This window comes from Vibrio pacinii DSM 19139 (genome assembly GCF_000711795.1).
Taxonomy (GTDB): Bacteria; Pseudomonadota; Gammaproteobacteria; order Enterobacterales; family Vibrionaceae; genus Vibrio; species Vibrio pacinii.
In genome coordinates, this window is record NZ_JONH01000001.1 from 437,683 (window position 1) to 452,176 (window position 14,494).

Annotated in this window: 14 protein-coding genes and 2 tRNA genes; 8 read left to right on the top strand and 8 right to left on the bottom strand. The window is 45.4% G+C overall.

What is annotated here, in order from left to right:
* Positions 1–30: 30 nt before the first annotated feature.
* Both BS19_RS01830 and BS19_RS01835 read left to right on the top strand, forming a co-directional pair.
* Positions 31–107: transfer RNA gene (locus BS19_RS01830), tRNA-Pro, on the top strand.
* 273 nt (positions 108–380) lie between these two features.
* Positions 381–471: transfer RNA gene (locus BS19_RS01835), tRNA-Ser, on the top strand.
* A gap of 139 nt (positions 472–610) precedes the next feature.
* Here the strand turns inward: BS19_RS01835 and BS19_RS01840 are convergent.
* Both BS19_RS01840 and BS19_RS01845 read right to left on the bottom strand, forming a co-directional pair.
* Entirely contained in the window at positions 611–1,093 is a 483-nt protein-coding gene (locus BS19_RS01840) for an NUDIX domain-containing protein (RefSeq protein WP_038172974.1), read from the bottom strand.
* A gap of 36 nt (positions 1,094–1,129) precedes the next feature.
* On the bottom strand, positions 1,130–2,050 hold the full coding sequence (locus BS19_RS01845) for a histone deacetylase family protein (protein WP_038172975.1): 921 nt from the start codon (positions 2,048–2,050) through the stop codon (positions 1,130–1,132).
* Between the two features lie 261 nt (positions 2,051–2,311).
* Here BS19_RS01845 and BS19_RS01850 point away from each other — a divergent pair, with 261 nt between their 5' ends.
* The gene (locus tag BS19_RS01850) at positions 2,312–2,845 is read left to right on the top strand and encodes a YbhB/YbcL family Raf kinase inhibitor-like protein (RefSeq protein WP_038172976.1); all 534 of its coding nucleotides are present in this window, start codon (positions 2,312–2,314) and stop codon (positions 2,843–2,845) included.
* A 234-nt stretch (positions 2,846–3,079) separates the two neighbouring features.
* Positions 3,080–4,066, top strand: coding sequence for a DUF3080 domain-containing protein (locus tag BS19_RS01855; RefSeq protein WP_084185922.1), 987 nt, complete (start codon positions 3,080–3,082; stop codon positions 4,064–4,066).
* Here BS19_RS01855 and BS19_RS01860 read toward each other — a convergent pair.
* Together BS19_RS01860 and BS19_RS01865 are read right to left on the bottom strand one after the other, a co-directional pair.
* A complete protein-coding gene (locus BS19_RS01860; protein ID WP_038172978.1) occupies positions 4,063–6,021 on the bottom strand; it encodes a DNA topoisomerase III in 1,959 nt (652 codons plus the stop codon). The two genes, BS19_RS01855 and BS19_RS01860, sit on opposite strands and share 4 nt — an antisense overlap.
* A gap of 85 nt (positions 6,022–6,106) precedes the next feature.
* On the bottom strand, positions 6,107–6,442 hold the full coding sequence (locus BS19_RS01865) for a Grx4 family monothiol glutaredoxin (RefSeq protein WP_038172979.1): 336 nt from the start codon (positions 6,440–6,442) through the stop codon (positions 6,107–6,109).
* A 302-nt stretch (positions 6,443–6,744) separates the two neighbouring features.
* Here BS19_RS01865 and sodB point away from each other — a divergent pair, with 302 nt between their 5' ends.
* The 3 genes from sodB (at position 6,745) to BS19_RS01880 (ending at position 8,889) form a co-directional block, all read left to right on the top strand.
* Positions 6,745–7,329 carry a superoxide dismutase [Fe] gene (gene sodB / locus BS19_RS01870; RefSeq protein WP_038172980.1) on the top strand — a complete coding sequence of 195 codons (585 nt, stop codon included), beginning with the start codon at positions 6,745–6,747 and terminating at the stop codon, positions 7,327–7,329.
* 133 nt (positions 7,330–7,462) lie between these two features.
* The gene (locus BS19_RS01875) at positions 7,463–7,966 is read left to right on the top strand and encodes a VC2046/SO_2500 family protein (protein ID WP_038172981.1); all 504 of its coding nucleotides are present in this window, start codon (positions 7,463–7,465) and stop codon (positions 7,964–7,966) included.
* Positions 7,967–8,226: 260 nt separating this feature from the next.
* On the top strand, positions 8,227–8,889 hold the full coding sequence (locus BS19_RS01880) for an SDR family oxidoreductase (protein ID WP_038172982.1): 663 nt from the start codon (positions 8,227–8,229) through the stop codon (positions 8,887–8,889).
* A 44-nt stretch (positions 8,890–8,933) separates the two neighbouring features.
* Here the strand turns inward: BS19_RS01880 and BS19_RS01885 are convergent, their stop codons facing one another.
* Positions 8,934–9,386: a low molecular weight protein-tyrosine-phosphatase gene (locus tag BS19_RS01885; protein WP_245609243.1), complete on the bottom strand. Its 453-nt coding sequence runs from the start codon at positions 9,384–9,386 to the stop codon at positions 8,934–8,936.
* Between the two features lie 110 nt (positions 9,387–9,496).
* Between BS19_RS01885 and cobO the strand changes: the two genes are divergently transcribed.
* Positions 9,497–10,102, top strand: coding sequence for a cob(I)yrinic acid a,c-diamide adenosyltransferase (gene cobO, locus BS19_RS01890; protein ID WP_038172983.1), 606 nt, complete (start codon positions 9,497–9,499; stop codon positions 10,100–10,102).
* Positions 10,103–10,192: 90 nt separating this feature from the next.
* Here cobO and BS19_RS01895 read toward each other — a convergent pair whose 3' ends face one another.
* The 3 genes from BS19_RS01895 to apbC form a co-directional block, all read right to left on the bottom strand.
* Positions 10,193–12,340 carry an AsmA family protein gene (locus tag BS19_RS01895; protein WP_038172984.1) on the bottom strand — a complete coding sequence of 716 codons (2,148 nt, stop codon included), beginning with the start codon at positions 12,338–12,340 and terminating at the stop codon, positions 10,193–10,195.
* 151 nt (positions 12,341–12,491) lie between these two features.
* Entirely contained in the window at positions 12,492–13,133 is a 642-nt protein-coding gene (udk, locus tag BS19_RS01900; protein ID WP_038172985.1) for a uridine kinase, read from the bottom strand.
* A 247-nt stretch (positions 13,134–13,380) separates the two neighbouring features.
* Positions 13,381–14,454: an iron-sulfur cluster carrier protein ApbC gene (gene apbC, locus BS19_RS01905; RefSeq protein WP_038172987.1), complete on the bottom strand. Its 1,074-nt coding sequence runs from the start codon at positions 14,452–14,454 to the stop codon at positions 13,381–13,383.
* Positions 14,455–14,494 lie beyond the last annotated feature (40 nt).

Sequence of the window (14,494 nt, forward strand, 5' to 3'; positions counted from 1 at the left end):
AAGACCACTTTATGTTTAGATTACAGGTATCGGATATTAGCGCAGCTTGGTAGCGCACCACTCTGGGGGAGTGGGGGTCACTGGTTCGAATCCAGTATATCCGACCAATACACCTGAAAAAGAGAGCCTCGGCTCTCTTTTTTGCTTTTCGAGACTCTGCTTGGGTACACAAGCATAATTGCGACATCAGCGCGATATTTTTGTTTGTAGCATTGTTCATCGTAGTGAGCCTCAACGCCGCCTCTTTGCTAAATCCACTAGGTAAAGTGTAAAAATCAGTCATTCGAACTCATTTTTAAAGTCAAACGCTCAATAATGAATCAAACGCTATAAATAGGGGTTTACAAGTTTTCTCAACCCCTATATTATCCGCCCCATACGGAGAGATGGCTGAGTGGTTGAAAGCACCGGTCTTGAAAACCGGCGTACGTTAATAGCGTACCTAGGGTTCAAATCCCTATCTCTCCGCCACATTAAAATGAAAAAAGCCACTGAATTCCAGTGGCTTTTTTCATTTCTAAATCTAACCAAGCCCCACGAGCATTACTTTTGAAGATGATCACTTGCCCCATGAGGTCAGTGTTTTTCGGACAGCCAATAACCATTGCTGTCACAGTTGATTAATGTCTTCTCTTATTCCTTGCACATAGCTGCCAAGATGATTAGAAAACCGTCCTGCTTCAATTAGATCCAACACCTTGCCTTTGAGCTCTTTGGGGTAAATTCGCATATCTTCAAGTAACGGAATCGGCACCCAATCGAGCGCTTGAATATAGTTCTCATCATTGAGCCCAACTAAATTGCTCAGTTGAGGGACACCTTGGTAATCATCAATCAGATAAAAGAATTCTGCGTTGTAGCGATCTAGGTGCGTTTCATAGAATTCGCGCGCACAAATGAGCTCACCAACGTCGATCTTAAGCCCGGCTTCTTCGTTGAACTCACGGATCAAACATTGCTTAGTACTTTTATCGTCTTCTTCTAAACCGCCTCCGGGCGGAATCCAATACTCACCGCTAAAGTCTTTTACACGCAGTAACAACATGGCGCCATCACGAATCAATACCCCGGCAGCACGAATACGATGTTGCATAGCTTCCCCCTCTATTGTTATCCATTAAAGCACGTGTTATCCATAAACACGGAACGCAGCCTCTAATAACTGCATATGTATCGGCACTAGTTGGTGATGATCGGTTCGATACCCTCCCCCCACGACACAGGCTATCGGTATCTGCATCTCCTTGGCGAGCGCAAGCATAAAGTGATCGCGTTGATAAATGGCAGCGGTAGAGACATCAAGGTAACCAAGCTCATCGTCTTGGTGAATATCAACCCCCGCATCGTAAATCACTACATCGGGTTGATGAAGATTCATGGCCATTGTGACAACACTAGTAAACGCACTTAAAAACTCGTCATCTTGAGTTTCTCGACTCAGCGCAACGTCTAAATCAGAGTCAGGCTTTCTGGCAGGAAAGTTCTTATCACAATGAAAAGATAAGGTTACGATGTCTGCCGCCTCACTACACAGTGTAGCTGTCCCATCACCATGATGCACATCACTGTCGATGATCAATACCTTATCCACTCCCGGTTGATGCAGTGCACGCTTAGCCGCCAAGACCAAGTCGTTAAACAAGCAAAATCCACTACCAAAGTCGTAGTGGGCATGGTGATAACCGCCGCTTAAGTGAATAGCCGATCCGTGCTCTAGTGCTTGCAGTACGGTTTCACAAGTTCCTCCTGCTGAGGTGAGCGTGCGCTCAATCAGTGCTTCACTCCAAGGAAACCCTATCCGACGCATTTTGGCTGCTGGCAGTTCTCCACTGATTAGCGCTTGCACATAACAAGGACTGTGGGTTTGTTCTACTTCTGTTGCCGTTAGCGGGTAAGGTTGAACCATACGAAATGCCATTTGCCACGGCGGTTGGCTCTCTCGGCGCCGCTCTACTGCTTGGTATAACAGGCGATATTTGTTAATCGGATAACGATGGCCGTCGGGCAACGGGAGCTGTGAGTAGATAGGGTGATAAATAAGAGCAATCATGGCGTTAGTGGAAAATGGGCAATAAGTGAAAGAATATCATAACCCTTTTAGCAATAAGCAGCTCACTCGTTTATAACAAATCGTTATCATCAGTTCATACACCATCGTCCTAACCAAAGCAATCCAATCGCAGCTTAAAAAACTAATCATAGTGATTAAACTCCGTCAATCAATGTTCAAGTTAAACTCCAACCTATCAATAGCTACATCGTGGTCCAAATGAAATTTTTCAATTGAACGAATAGGATAAGGAAAGGAAACATGTACAATCTAGCAAAACCACTGTCGGCAATAGCGTTATTGGCGGCGCTATTTTCAAATGCTTCGACCGCATTGGAATTGACAAGCACTGATATTACCGAAGGTCATCCCATGAAAAAAACCTTTGAGTATGCTGGTTGGGGGTGTAGTGGTAAAAATCAATCGCCTCAATTACAGTGGCACGATATTCCAGAAGGAACCAAAAGCTTTGCTATTACCGCCTATGACCCAGATGCCCCGACTGGCAGTGGGTTTTGGCATTGGATCGCACTTGATCTGCCTGCAAAAACTGATCACCTTGTGCGAGGGGCAAAGATAAGTGAACTTGGTGGCCAAGAAGTACGTATTGACTATGGGTCAGTGGGTTTCGGTGGTGCTTGTCCCCCTGTTGGTGACGGAATGCACCGCTACCAATTTACGGTCTGGGCTCTGCCTAAAGCCTCGCTCGGGCTGGATGAAAATACCCCACCGGCAGTGGTTGGCTTTACCCTCAACAGTCTCGCTTTAGACAAAGCAACACTGACCGCGACCTAAACTCGATAAGAGGCCAAGGAAGAAAGGGGGGGATACATCATTTTGATCACGTTACATGCTTAAACAGTCTCAATAATGGCGTAATGTGTCCGCTCCCCCCTCCTACCCTCAAGTTCAACATATCAAAAATCGATGACGGGTAGACGGGTGGTCGCAGACGCTTATTTGTAGATAATAGCTTGAGGTTGTCATACTCCGATTCATCATTGCATCTTGACCAAAAGGATGGCGTTCATGAGCAAATCAACAAGACTTAATGCTTTATTGATGCCGCTATTGATCCTAACACTCAATGGCTGCTGGTCTGACAATCCACGCGACTGGTACCAAGATTACTTAAGTCGAGTTGCCCGCGTTCAGGATGTTGAAACAGTCAGCATAACGCCGACCCCCTTAGCTCAATTGCCACGTAAGCGAGAGCTCTTCATCGATATAGAGCCGCTATCGATTGGCCTGTTAGACAGCTACCAACTACGCCAGTGTGGGCTATTTAACCTTATAGCCGAACGCAATTCAGTACTGGGTAAAGTTGCCGATGAGTTTCACCGTTATGACTACCAACGGCAGCTGCTGATGGGTCTTGCCCAGTGCCAGGCGAACGACATCATCGATGCGCAGCTAAAACAAAAACTGGCGGAAATTGAAAACCAGAAACAAGCTCAACTTAATGCTCATCAATGGAACCTACTTTATACCAGTGAGGCCATGCAGCATCAGCTTTCAGGTAATCATTGGCTAGAGAAAGCGTTGACGCCGCAAGTGCAGCAAGTCGGCCAAGCACTTGAACATATTCAACGCGCTTTCACTGGCGAGCCACACCAAATCCAACAAGTGCAGGAAACGTTAGAAAAGAGTGCTGTTATAGGCAATCTGAACTTTTCATTAGTTAATGCGACCCACCAACTTGATACCGTCACCCGTCAACTCAATACCTTTGATGAAACAATTATCTGTGACGCGCAACGTGATACCACTAAATTCAAATATCTAAACAATGTCTTCGCACAACAATACGTTGGCGTTATTCAACCGTATATGGCGCAGCTCGATAGTTACTATCAGATCCTTAATCCAGCATTAACGCTGTTTGAACCTCAACCCGAACTTCACCCGTACGTTTATCCACTGGTAAACAATCACAACCAATTTCGCCGCGCGATCCGTGATCATGTTCATTACTGGCAACAACTATTTAAACGCTGCGGACGCCAAGTAGGTTAGCGCGTGTTAGTCCCTTTTTTTGCTGTTGGTTTTTTACGATAACCGCCTTTACTTCGCTTCTTGTAGGCAGGGCGTTCAACCTTAGGTAAATGACGCAATGACTCTGGCACTTCACCACGACGAACCTGTTGCATCAATCCATCAATTCTTTGTTGCAAAGCCTGCATAAAGGGCTGATACGCTTGATTGCGCTCCGCCATTCCTTGCAGCTGATGCTCCCAGTTGGCCGTCATATCTGGATAGGTCGATTCTGCAGGTAACGCATGAATCAAGCCTCGTCCTGCCGCGCTGCTAAGTATTGCTTTACCTTGTCGTTGAAGAAGTTGGCGTTTAAACAAGGTATCGAGAATGCCCGCTCGAGTGGCTTCGGTACCAAGTCCATCGGTCTCTTTGAGGATCTTTTTTAGCTCTTTATCTTCAACAAAACGACCGATACCTGTCATCGCCTGAAGCAAAGTGGCTTCGGTAAAGTGTTTTGGAGGCTCGGTTTTACAATCTTTGATCTCACCCTCACGGCAAGTGAGCACACATCCTTCAGCCAAGGCTGGTACGCTATCGACATTGGCGTCCTCATCATCAATTTTACCCAGCAACGCTTTCCAACCAGCAGAAACCAATTGTCGACCTTTGGCAACAAAACTCCCACCCGCAATGTCAAACACTAACTTGGCTTCTGCATACACTGCCGCAGGGTAGAATTGCATCAAATATTGTCGCGCAATTTGTTGATAAACTTTCATTTCACTGGCAGAAAGCGCATTAAGTGACGCTTTCTTGGGGGTTGGAATAATGGCATGGTGCGCGTCAACCTTTTTATCATTCCACGCTTTCGACTTAAGTGATAGGTTCGCCCCCTGCACCGCTTGCTCAAGCTCTTTGGCATTATTACCGATCGCATCACAAACACTGCTTGCCTGAGATAAATGCTCCAGCGGCAGATAGCGACAATCAGAACGTGGGTAGGTGATCAGTTTATGCTTTTCATACAACGACTGACAGGTATCTAACACTTGCTGAGCACTCATTGCAAAGCGCTTAGCGCAATCTATCTGCAGTGTTGATAACGAATAGGGCAGTGGCGCGGCTTGCTTGGTTTGTTTTTGCTCTGACTCCGCCACGGTAGCTGGTTGATTGACAATGCGATTGGCAACATTCTCGACTAACTTACGATTAAGGACTCGTCCCTCTTCATCTTGCCAAGGCTTGCAGGCTTCGCTCGGCTTCCAGCGGGCGCGGATATCAAATTGACGCGCATCGTCTTGATAAGGGATCAACGCATGCAAGGTAAAATAGTCACGTGGGGAGAAATTCTCTATCTCTTCGTCTCGACGCACAACTAAACCGAGTACAGGCGTTTGTACACGCCCGACCGACAATACACCTTGGTAGCCCGCCTTTTGGCCAAGCAGTGTATAAGCTCGCGACATATTCATCCCATACAACCAGTCAGCTCGCGAACGTGCCAAAGCAGAAACAGACAAAGGGATAAAGTCACGATTGCTGCGCATTTGATTCAGCGCACGTTTCACGGCTGGTAAGTTTAAGTCACTAATAAGTAAACGTTGCGCAGTTTGTTTTTTACTTTTAGTCACTTTGCAATAATCGAGGACTTCATCAACCAGCAATTGCCCCTCGCGGTCTGGATCGCCAGCATGAATGATCTGGCTCGACTCCTTAAGCAATTTACGCACGACAGAGAGTTGCTTGCTGGCCGACTTTCTCGGTCTTAATTGCCATACCTCAGGGACAATCGGTAAATCGGCGAGATTCCACTTTTTATAACGATCGTCATAAGCATCTGGCTCGACTTGTTCAAGCAAATGACCAATACACCAAGTAACCACATCACCGTTACCGCAACGGATAAAACCTTGGTCATTTTTTTTTGGTCCAGGGAGAGCCGCAGCAATCGCGCGGCCAAGGCTGGGTTTTTCGGCAATAAAAAGACGAGACATACAGTACAAATAGCCAGATACAATAAGGGCCACATTATCGAATGTGGCCCTTATAAATCAAGAAAAACTGTAAATTTAACCAGTATTATTGGTCTTCTGACGGGTTACGCTCAGCGGCTTCTTTGATCAAAGACTGCAGTTCGCCTTTTTGGAACATCTCAATGATGATGTCACAACCACCAACTAATTCACCTTCAATCCATAATTGAGGGAATGTCGGCCACTGCGCGTAAGCAGGTAGCTCTGCGCGAATATCAGGGTTTTGCAAGATGTCAACGTAAGCAAATTTTTCACCACATGCCATCAGCGCCTGAGCTGCTTGAGAAGAGAAACCACAGCTTGGAAGTTTTGGCGAACCTTTCATGTAAAGAAGGATCGTGTTCTCTGCGATTTGCTGTTTAATTTTATCGATAGTTTCCATTGCTTCCTCTTAAATGGAGTTTTTGCAAATTTGTCGAACATTCTAAACCATTAGCACAGAATAAAAAGCCTATTATGTGTATGGTCTTACAAGCTTAAGCAATTTTGAGATCCATCAACACTGACTAATAAAGAAATTTCATATAGAAATTTGCCAGCGATGCTTTTAATAAAGTAAAAACTTGCTAAACTATATCGCAAGTCAGCAAATCGTTCGTGGCAACTTAGATTGACCATGAATAATAAATAACACTGGAAGCAATCGAAAGAGGTCACTCTTTCACATAAATGGAGAATCGAGTAATGGCATTTGAACTACCAGCTCTTCCTTACGCAAAAGATGCACTAGAACCACATATTTCAGCGGAAACTCTAGATTTCCACCATGGTAAGCACCACAACACTTACGTTGTTAAGCTAAACGGTCTTATCCCTGGTACTGAGTTCGAAGGTAAATCTCTAGAAGAGATCATCAAGACTTCTACCGGTGGCGTATTCAATAACGCAGCTCAAATTTGGAACCATACTTTCTACTGGCACTGTCTAGCGCCAAACGCAGGTGGTGAACCAACAGGCGCCGTTGCAGAAGCAATCAACGCGGCATTCGGTTCTTTCGAAGAGTTCAAAGCAAAGTTCACTGATTCAGCAATCAATAACTTTGGTTCTTCTTGGACTTGGCTTGTGAAAAAAGCAGACGGATCTCTAGAGATCGTTAACACGTCTAACGCTGCAACGCCTCTAACAGAAGAAGGGACAACACCACTTCTTACTGTTGACCTATGGGAACACGCTTACTACATCGATTACCGTAACGTTCGTCCAGATTACATGAACGGTTTCTGGGCATTGGTTAACTGGGACTTCGTTGCAGAAAACCTAGCAAAATAACCCTCTCCCCTAGGATTTAAAATTTAGTCGCTTAAAAAGCCAGCAGTCGCTGGCTTTTTTATTGGTTCAAATTCTGATTTTTCTAAAGTTTCTCTCAAGTTAGTCGTTATAAGGGCATCAAAAGAGAGGCACTATGCACATTCATACATTAGACAAAGCCGCCATTATTAATGAGCTTCAATTCGGTACGGGGATAAACCATGCCGTGCATGAAGGTCGTCGTGCTGACTTTGCTTTAATTTTGTCGATGTTCTCTGATGATGTGCGCGATAACACGCCAATAGAAAAACTCGATCAGGCCGACTCAAGCGAACAAGCGTTGCGTAAACGCTTTGAGTTGCAAATGCCTCAATCACTGCGTTCTGATCAAAGCTCATATCAGCAGTCTGCACAGCAAGCCGAGTTGTTCCACAGTGCTGGCCTTCCTAGCGCCAAACTATGCCACTACCTCAAGCCCGATGCGTTAGCGTACCTTCCAGAAGAAACGCATGATCTTCCTGAAGAGGTTTATCACAACCTATCCGGTCACCAACGCAGAATGCTAGCGGAACATGAACCGAAAAAGTTAATACCGGTTGATCTTTATCATCAACTGATTAAAGCACAGCGTACCTTCCAGCTTCAGGCTCAAGCTTAGTCTCTGCCCCTATCGATAGTCTATCGATCACTAATAGTGGTATTAAATCCGCAAAGGATCGATAGGATCACAGTTTGTTCGTCTCATTTGTTGAACTGATAAAACCGTTTACTCGTAGAGTGTGAATGATGCCAAATAATCGTAAATTACCTGACTCACTGACAAGGTTATTTGACCTTATTCACAACTAAACAACAGTTAATCAACCATGCTATACAGGCGCAATTATGCGCTGTCATTGCTTGTAAGGGATTAAGCCCATGGATATAAAAACTGCTGTAATATTAGTAACTTCAGCTGGCTCTCAAATCGGTAGCACATTAGCGCAACATTTTGTTTCACTCGGCGCAACGGTCATCCTGTGTGATAAAAAAACACCGCAACTATCGCAGGCTTATCAACAATGTAGCGCCATCTCAGATCAAGTGTTTCAGTTCACTCTTAACGACCATTCGCTTGCCTCCGTTCAGGCTCTCTTCTCGTTCATAGATAAAAATGTCAAACGTTCCCCCGACGTCTTGATCAATGCACTGACCGCAGAAGCGATGCCCAACATTTTTGATCAGCGCGCCAGTGATCTTTTCACCCAGCGGCTCTCTTTAATGGCTGCCACCCTATTTACTTTTGGTCAAGCCACCGCAGAAAGAATGCGCCAAGAGAAAAAAAATGGCGTCATCGTCAATGTCATTGCTTATGCCGACTATCAAGATCTGTCTGGTTTTGACAACGCAACGTCTATGGTAGCGGGCTTTACCCAAAGCTGGGCAAAGGAGCTTACTCCGTTTAACATTCGTGTTGGTGGCGTCGTGCCTGCCGCTCAACATAACGATTCGCATTGGGCAGAAATTCAAGATGAACTGATTCGTAACACCGAATATATCGTTTCAAACGACTACTTTAGTGGCAGAGTAATGGCAGCTTAAGGTTCATTGAATCAATGAACCTGAGTTGATAACGAGGGGAGAATTTATAAAGAGCGTAAAATCTTTTCTGACGCTTCTTCGATCAAATCTATTACTAACTCAAATCCCCTGTCGCCGCCGTAGTAGGGGTCAGGAATTTCCTCATAGTCTGAGTCAGCATAGCTAAGAAATAGCCTGAGTTTGTGTTGTAAATGGCTAGGACACTGCATCTTAAGATCGGCAAGATTGTCTTCATCCGCAGCTAAAATCAGATCAAATCGCTCAAAATCACTGTCGATAACTTTACGAGCACGAATCCCTTTGAACGAATAACCACGCTTTTCTCCTGCCGCTTTCGCGCGTGGATCCGGTGGATTTCCTTGGTGATAGCCAATTGTGCCTGCCGAATCAATGTCGACATCAACACCCATTTGTTGCGATTTCGCACGTAAAATAGCTTCTCCGGTCGGTGAGCGACAAATATTGCCCATACACACCACTAAAATTTTGTTACTCATCGTGCTCCTAATCGCCATTGACGTCACTTTCCCATAAAAATCATAGGTATTTGCATCTCGCTGATTGGGCTATCATAGCCACAGTTTGATTAAATAAAAAAGGATTTCCCATGACGTCTGAAACCAATAAAGAAGTTCGTCACAAAGCTCGTCAGCAAAAAGTGAAAGAGCAAGTCGATGCTAAAGTGGCGGCGGCGCAAGAAGAGAAAGGCCTACTGCTGATCATTACCGGTAATGGCAAAGGTAAATCGACATCTGGTTTTGGCACTGTGGCAAGAGCGGTTGGTCATGGCTTAAACGCCGCGGTTGCTCAGTTTATCAAAGGTACGTGGGACAATGGTGAGCGCAACCTACTCGAAAAACTCGGCGTTGAGTTTCAAGTAATGGCGACAGGTTTCACTTGGGAGACGCAAAACAAAGCCGCCGATACCGACGCTGCACAACGAGTGTGGCAAGAGTGTAAGCGTATGCTCCAAGACGACGCTATCGACGTGGTGCTATTCGATGAGCTGACCTACATGGTGAGCTACGGTTACATTGACTTAGATGAAGTGGTTGAAGCGCTTACCAATCGACCTAAAATGCAGTCAGTGGTGATTACTGGCCGCGGCGCACATCGCACTTTAATCGAAATGGCCGATACTGTTTCAGAAGTGAAAAACGTTAAGCACGCATTTGAATCTGGTGTCAAAGCACTGAAAGGCGTTGACTGGTAACTGACCATCAACTGGTCACTGGCAATAAAAAGCAGTGCATTCGTTATGAATGACACTGCTTTTGACCAATACAGACTAACAGCAAGAGAATTAGTTAAACAAACCTTTGATTAAACTGTTCACGGCTTCCTTAGTCTTTTCATCTTTGATTTTATCGCCAAGCTTCTCATCAAGTTTTTTCAGTCCACGGTCGAGCTCTTTTTCCGCTTTCTGTTTCAAGACATCATCAAAAACCAATTTAAATTTAGGCTCTGCCCATGCTCCTGAGATGTTGATGGGAATCGTCACATCTTTCAGTTCATCAATATCTTTACCACCTTGACCTTCGAGTGAGCCAACAATCGAAGTACTGACGGTAAAGTCGACGGTCTCATTAAGGTAGTTAGCACTGCCGTCACCACGAATACGCAATAGCGGTGACTGCATGGTAAGGTTATTGGTCGAAACATTACCTTTATTGAGCGTCAAGGTCGCCTTCATCGCACTGAAATCAGTTTTTTGTGCGTTGTCACTGACAGGTACTTGCTCACCTTTAATTTTCGCGTAATTTTCACGAATTAACTGCGCAAGGTTGATGCCATTAACCGCACCATCGGCAAAATTAACCACTATAGTCCCCAACAAATTCTGTTTGATCCCTGTCGGGGTTAGGCTCGTTCCTCGCACATCGATATCAATGTTGCCCGTACCTTCTAGCTTGTCGTTTCCACTAACATCCATCAGCAACGGTTGAACTTTAACGCCTTTAATACGCTTTATCGCCGTGTAAGACGCTGGTGATTGGCGCGCATTAAGGCGAGCAGTGGCGTTAATCGAACCTTGATACAGATTAGACGTAAATGAAGTTAATTCCGCAACACCACGATTGACCACAAAGCTTGCTTTGACGTTTTGCATACGCGCGTTGCTTGCTTTGAATTTATCAATTGCAATATCACCTTTGACATCTAGTGTTTTCAGTGCTGATAGATCGGGTTCAACCTCTTTCGTCGGTTGCTTCGCGGGTTCAGCAGAAGAGGCAGATGTCTGCGAATTCTGTGGCGCTGGAGTGGCAGATTTCTCTTCGCCCGCTGGTGCAGAAACCAAGAACGCATCTAAATCGATATCTGGGCTATGCAGCGCAAAACGGATTTTGGGAATGTCAGCCAACGTCACATCGGCTTTACCATCAAATGCGAGCGCATTAGCGGTCAGCTTTTCAAGCACAAAGCTTAAGTGACTCTTGGTGAGATCAAACGTCAGATCCGAGGCCATATCCACGTTCATCGGTGACTGAGGTAAACTATCGCCTTGTAAGGTAGCATCAAGGGTAAGCTTATTCATCACCACCTTGCTAATCGCTTGGTCAACCGTCAATGACGCAGAGCCTTGCATATCAATATCTAACCCGGCAGCGTTACCTTTAACTGCATAAGTCAGCGCATTGGCTTTATCAAACTCAAACGTCTCTAAACCGATTTTTGCGCTGTCAATTTGCGTTGCAGGATCACTGAACGTGGTATCGAGATTGATGTTGCGTAACGCGTACTGTTTGAAACCTGGAGCGAGTTTAAATTCGCCATCACCTTGAGCGGTGAACTGCTGCTGATTGGCTTCACCTTTGGCGGCAAAGTCAATTTTTGTCCAAGTATCAACGGCAAATTCAGATAAGTTTAACGACACATCGTAAAGCTTAGTTAGGCTCCCAGCTTGCTTATCGACGATTTCAACCGAAGCATTGGATACCGTTACACCAGCCAGGTTGATTGTCCATGCTGATGGTCCACCAGACTCTGCTGCTATCGGATCTGAAGTTTCAGGTGAAGATGTCGCCGCGCCAGCAACAGGCTCAGCTTGCGCACTCTGCGCCTTGGTGAGTGCATCGATGTTCTTGCGACCATCTTTGAGCGTCTCAAGTGAAAATGCCGCACCATCAAGTGTGATGTTACCAATTTCAAGCTGCTGACTAAACAGCGGCATAACCGACACATCAATACCAACGCTATCGACCTTAAACATGTTCAGTTTGTCGAAGCCTTGCGGGTTACGCAGCGCCGTTTGGCCTAATTCAAAACCAATCGACGGAAAAAACTGCCAGCTAATATTGCCTTCAATCACAAGGTCAAGACCTGTGTGGGTTTTTGCTTGTTCGACAATTAACGGTCTAAATTGATTGGGGTTGACCAACGTAACCAGTGCGACTAACGCACCAAGGAGAGCAATTACCGGAATTGCTAGTATTAGGAAAAATTTCTTCATCAGCGTTATCCTTGCTTGGTGAGAGACTCAAGGGTTAAGTCCGCTCCAAGTATCAATGATCATCGCGATTATCTGACGACCATAAAAAGAAAGTGGCACTAAAAGTGCCACTTATCTCATAAAAAATAAAGTCTAAAACAAGCAAACATCGCTAAGCTTTCAGAAGTTTTGCAATGTGTGCTTTTAGTACATCAATGGCGATACGGTTTTTACCGCCACGTGGAACGATGATATCGGCGTACTGTTTAGAAGGTTCAATGAACTGCAAGAACATCGGGCGAACCGTCTCTTGATACTGCTTGAGTACCGACTCCATGGTACGGTCACGCTCTTCCACATCACGCTTTACGCGACGCAGTAAACAGATATCCAGTGGTGTATCCATAAATATGGTTGCATGCATAATATTACGCAAGCGAGGTTCAGTTAGAAGAAGGATACCTTCCAGAATAATCACCTTTTTAGGTGTCATTGTGGTGGTAAGTTCAGTGCGGGTATGTTCTGTATAGCTATATTCTGGTACTTCGACCGACTCACCTTGAACTAGCTGCTCAAGATGTTGACACAAAAGGTCATGGTCTAGTGCACTCGGGTGGTCATAGTTGGTTTTAACACGCTCTTCCATGCTCAAATGGCTTTGGTCGTTGTAATAGCAATCTTCCGTAATCACACCAATTTGATGATCGCCCACTTTGGCACGAAGCTCATTGTAAATAGTGCTCGCGATTAAGCTTTTTCCAGAAGCAGACGCGCCAGCAATACCGACGATGACGCATTGATTATTATCAGACATTATTCTTGCACCCGATGATTTAGATTGGTGTCATATGCTAATGCTAGCATCACTCAACGATTCGAGCTCTGTGCATTAGGACAAATTTAGATAAACCGCCTGATTATAGGGAGTTCAAGTCAGTGTTGCCAGTTGTGATTAGCACGATTTAACGAAATAGAATAAAAGATTTCAGCGCAATCGATTACACCGGATAAGAATAAAAAAGAGCGCCGATTCAACGCTCTTTTTTTAATGAAACTTGATGCTATTCCACCATGGTGAACAAAATAGAATCAGGTTTTGCTTTGCCATGCCAATAGAGTCGAGAACTGATCGATTGAGCTAACATCATATAAAACTGAGTATGTTCTGAATCTGGTCGTGCTACCACCGTTGGTAGACCATTATCGATATCTTGGCGCATTTGAATATGTAAAGGGATTTGCGCGAGAAGATCGAGACCAAGATCCGCAGCCATTTGTTGCGCGCCACCTTGACCAAAAATATGTTCTTTCTCACCACAATGACTGCAAATGTGATAGCTCATGTTTTCAACCAGCCCCACCACAGGCACATCGACTTTGCTGAACATCGCGGCGCCTTTACGTGCATCAGCCAAGGCTAAGTCTTGTGGCGTAGTGACGATCACCGCACCTGTCACAGGAACTTGCTGAGCTAAGCTGAGTTGAATATCCCCGGTGCCCGGCGGCATATCGATCACTAGGTAATCGAGTTCAGGCCAGTCGGTTTCATTAAGCAGTTGCGCTAGGGCTTTTGCCGCCATAGGTCCACGCCAGATTGCCGCTTCATCTTTTGCCACTAAATAGCCGATCGAATGGGTATAAATCCCGTGAGCTTTGATCGGTTGCATCCACTTATTGTCTCGCACTTCAGGATGCGCATCACTCTGCCCGAGCATCAGCGGTACTGAAGGCCCATAGATATCCGCATCCAACAGACCCACTTTGGCGCCTGATTTAGATAACGCTAACGCGAGATTGACCGAGGTTGTTGATTTACCTACCCCACCTTTCGCGGAAGTCACAGCGATAATATTTTTAACCCCTTTCACCGTCGCTCCAACATGTGTTTCGAGTGCTTTAGGCTCGACCGACAGTGAATAGGAGAAACGAGCCACTTGCCCGGCTTGCTGGGCGTGGTCAATCCACTGCGTTAACTCATCAACAAGCGTATTGGCGGCAAAGGGAATTTCAATGTTAAAGCGGTCCGACTCAACCGAGACAACATTGGCGACACCGGCCCACTCGGGAGCCAAGCTTGGGTGCTCAAATTGGTTTAACCAATCACAAAAGTCTTGCTTTGAACTGAATTGACGCATAGGTCCTCCTTATGCATCTCATCCTATCACTGTGCCACCC

What these genes read in the sequence shown, in the direction of transcription:
- BS19_RS01840 (WP_038172974.1), bottom strand. Translation starts at nt 1,093, where the DNA reads ATGCAACATCGTATTCGTGCTGCCGGGGTATTGATTCGTGATGGCGCC.
- BS19_RS01845 (WP_038172975.1), bottom strand. Translation starts at nt 2,050, where the DNA reads ATGATTGCTCTTATTTATCACCCTATCTACTCACAGCTCCCGTTGCCC.
- BS19_RS01850 (WP_038172976.1), top strand. Translation starts at nt 2,312, where the DNA reads ATGTACAATCTAGCAAAACCACTGTCGGCAATAGCGTTATTGGCGGCG.
- BS19_RS01855 (WP_084185922.1), top strand. Translation starts at nt 3,080, where the DNA reads ATGAGCAAATCAACAAGACTTAATGCTTTATTGATGCCGCTATTGATC.
- BS19_RS01860 (WP_038172978.1), bottom strand. Translation starts at nt 6,021, where the DNA reads ATGTCTCGTCTTTTTATTGCCGAAAAACCCAGCCTTGGCCGCGCGATT.
- BS19_RS01865 (WP_038172979.1), bottom strand. Translation starts at nt 6,442, where the DNA reads ATGGAAACTATCGATAAAATTAAACAGCAAATCGCAGAGAACACGATC.
- sodB (WP_038172980.1), top strand. Translation starts at nt 6,745, where the DNA reads ATGGCATTTGAACTACCAGCTCTTCCTTACGCAAAAGATGCACTAGAA.
- BS19_RS01875 (WP_038172981.1), top strand. Translation starts at nt 7,463, where the DNA reads ATGCACATTCATACATTAGACAAAGCCGCCATTATTAATGAGCTTCAA.
- BS19_RS01880 (WP_038172982.1), top strand. Translation starts at nt 8,227, where the DNA reads ATGGATATAAAAACTGCTGTAATATTAGTAACTTCAGCTGGCTCTCAA.
- BS19_RS01885 (WP_245609243.1), bottom strand. Translation starts at nt 9,386, where the DNA reads ATGAGTAACAAAATTTTAGTGGTGTGTATGGGCAATATTTGTCGCTCA.
- cobO (WP_038172983.1), top strand. Translation starts at nt 9,497, where the DNA reads ATGACGTCTGAAACCAATAAAGAAGTTCGTCACAAAGCTCGTCAGCAA.
- BS19_RS01895 (WP_038172984.1), bottom strand. Translation starts at nt 12,340, where the DNA reads ATGAAGAAATTTTTCCTAATACTAGCAATTCCGGTAATTGCTCTCCTT.
- udk (WP_038172985.1), bottom strand. Translation starts at nt 13,133, where the DNA reads ATGTCTGATAATAATCAATGCGTCATCGTCGGTATTGCTGGCGCGTCT.
- apbC (WP_038172987.1), bottom strand. Translation starts at nt 14,454, where the DNA reads ATGCGTCAATTCAGTTCAAAGCAAGACTTTTGTGATTGGTTAAACCAA.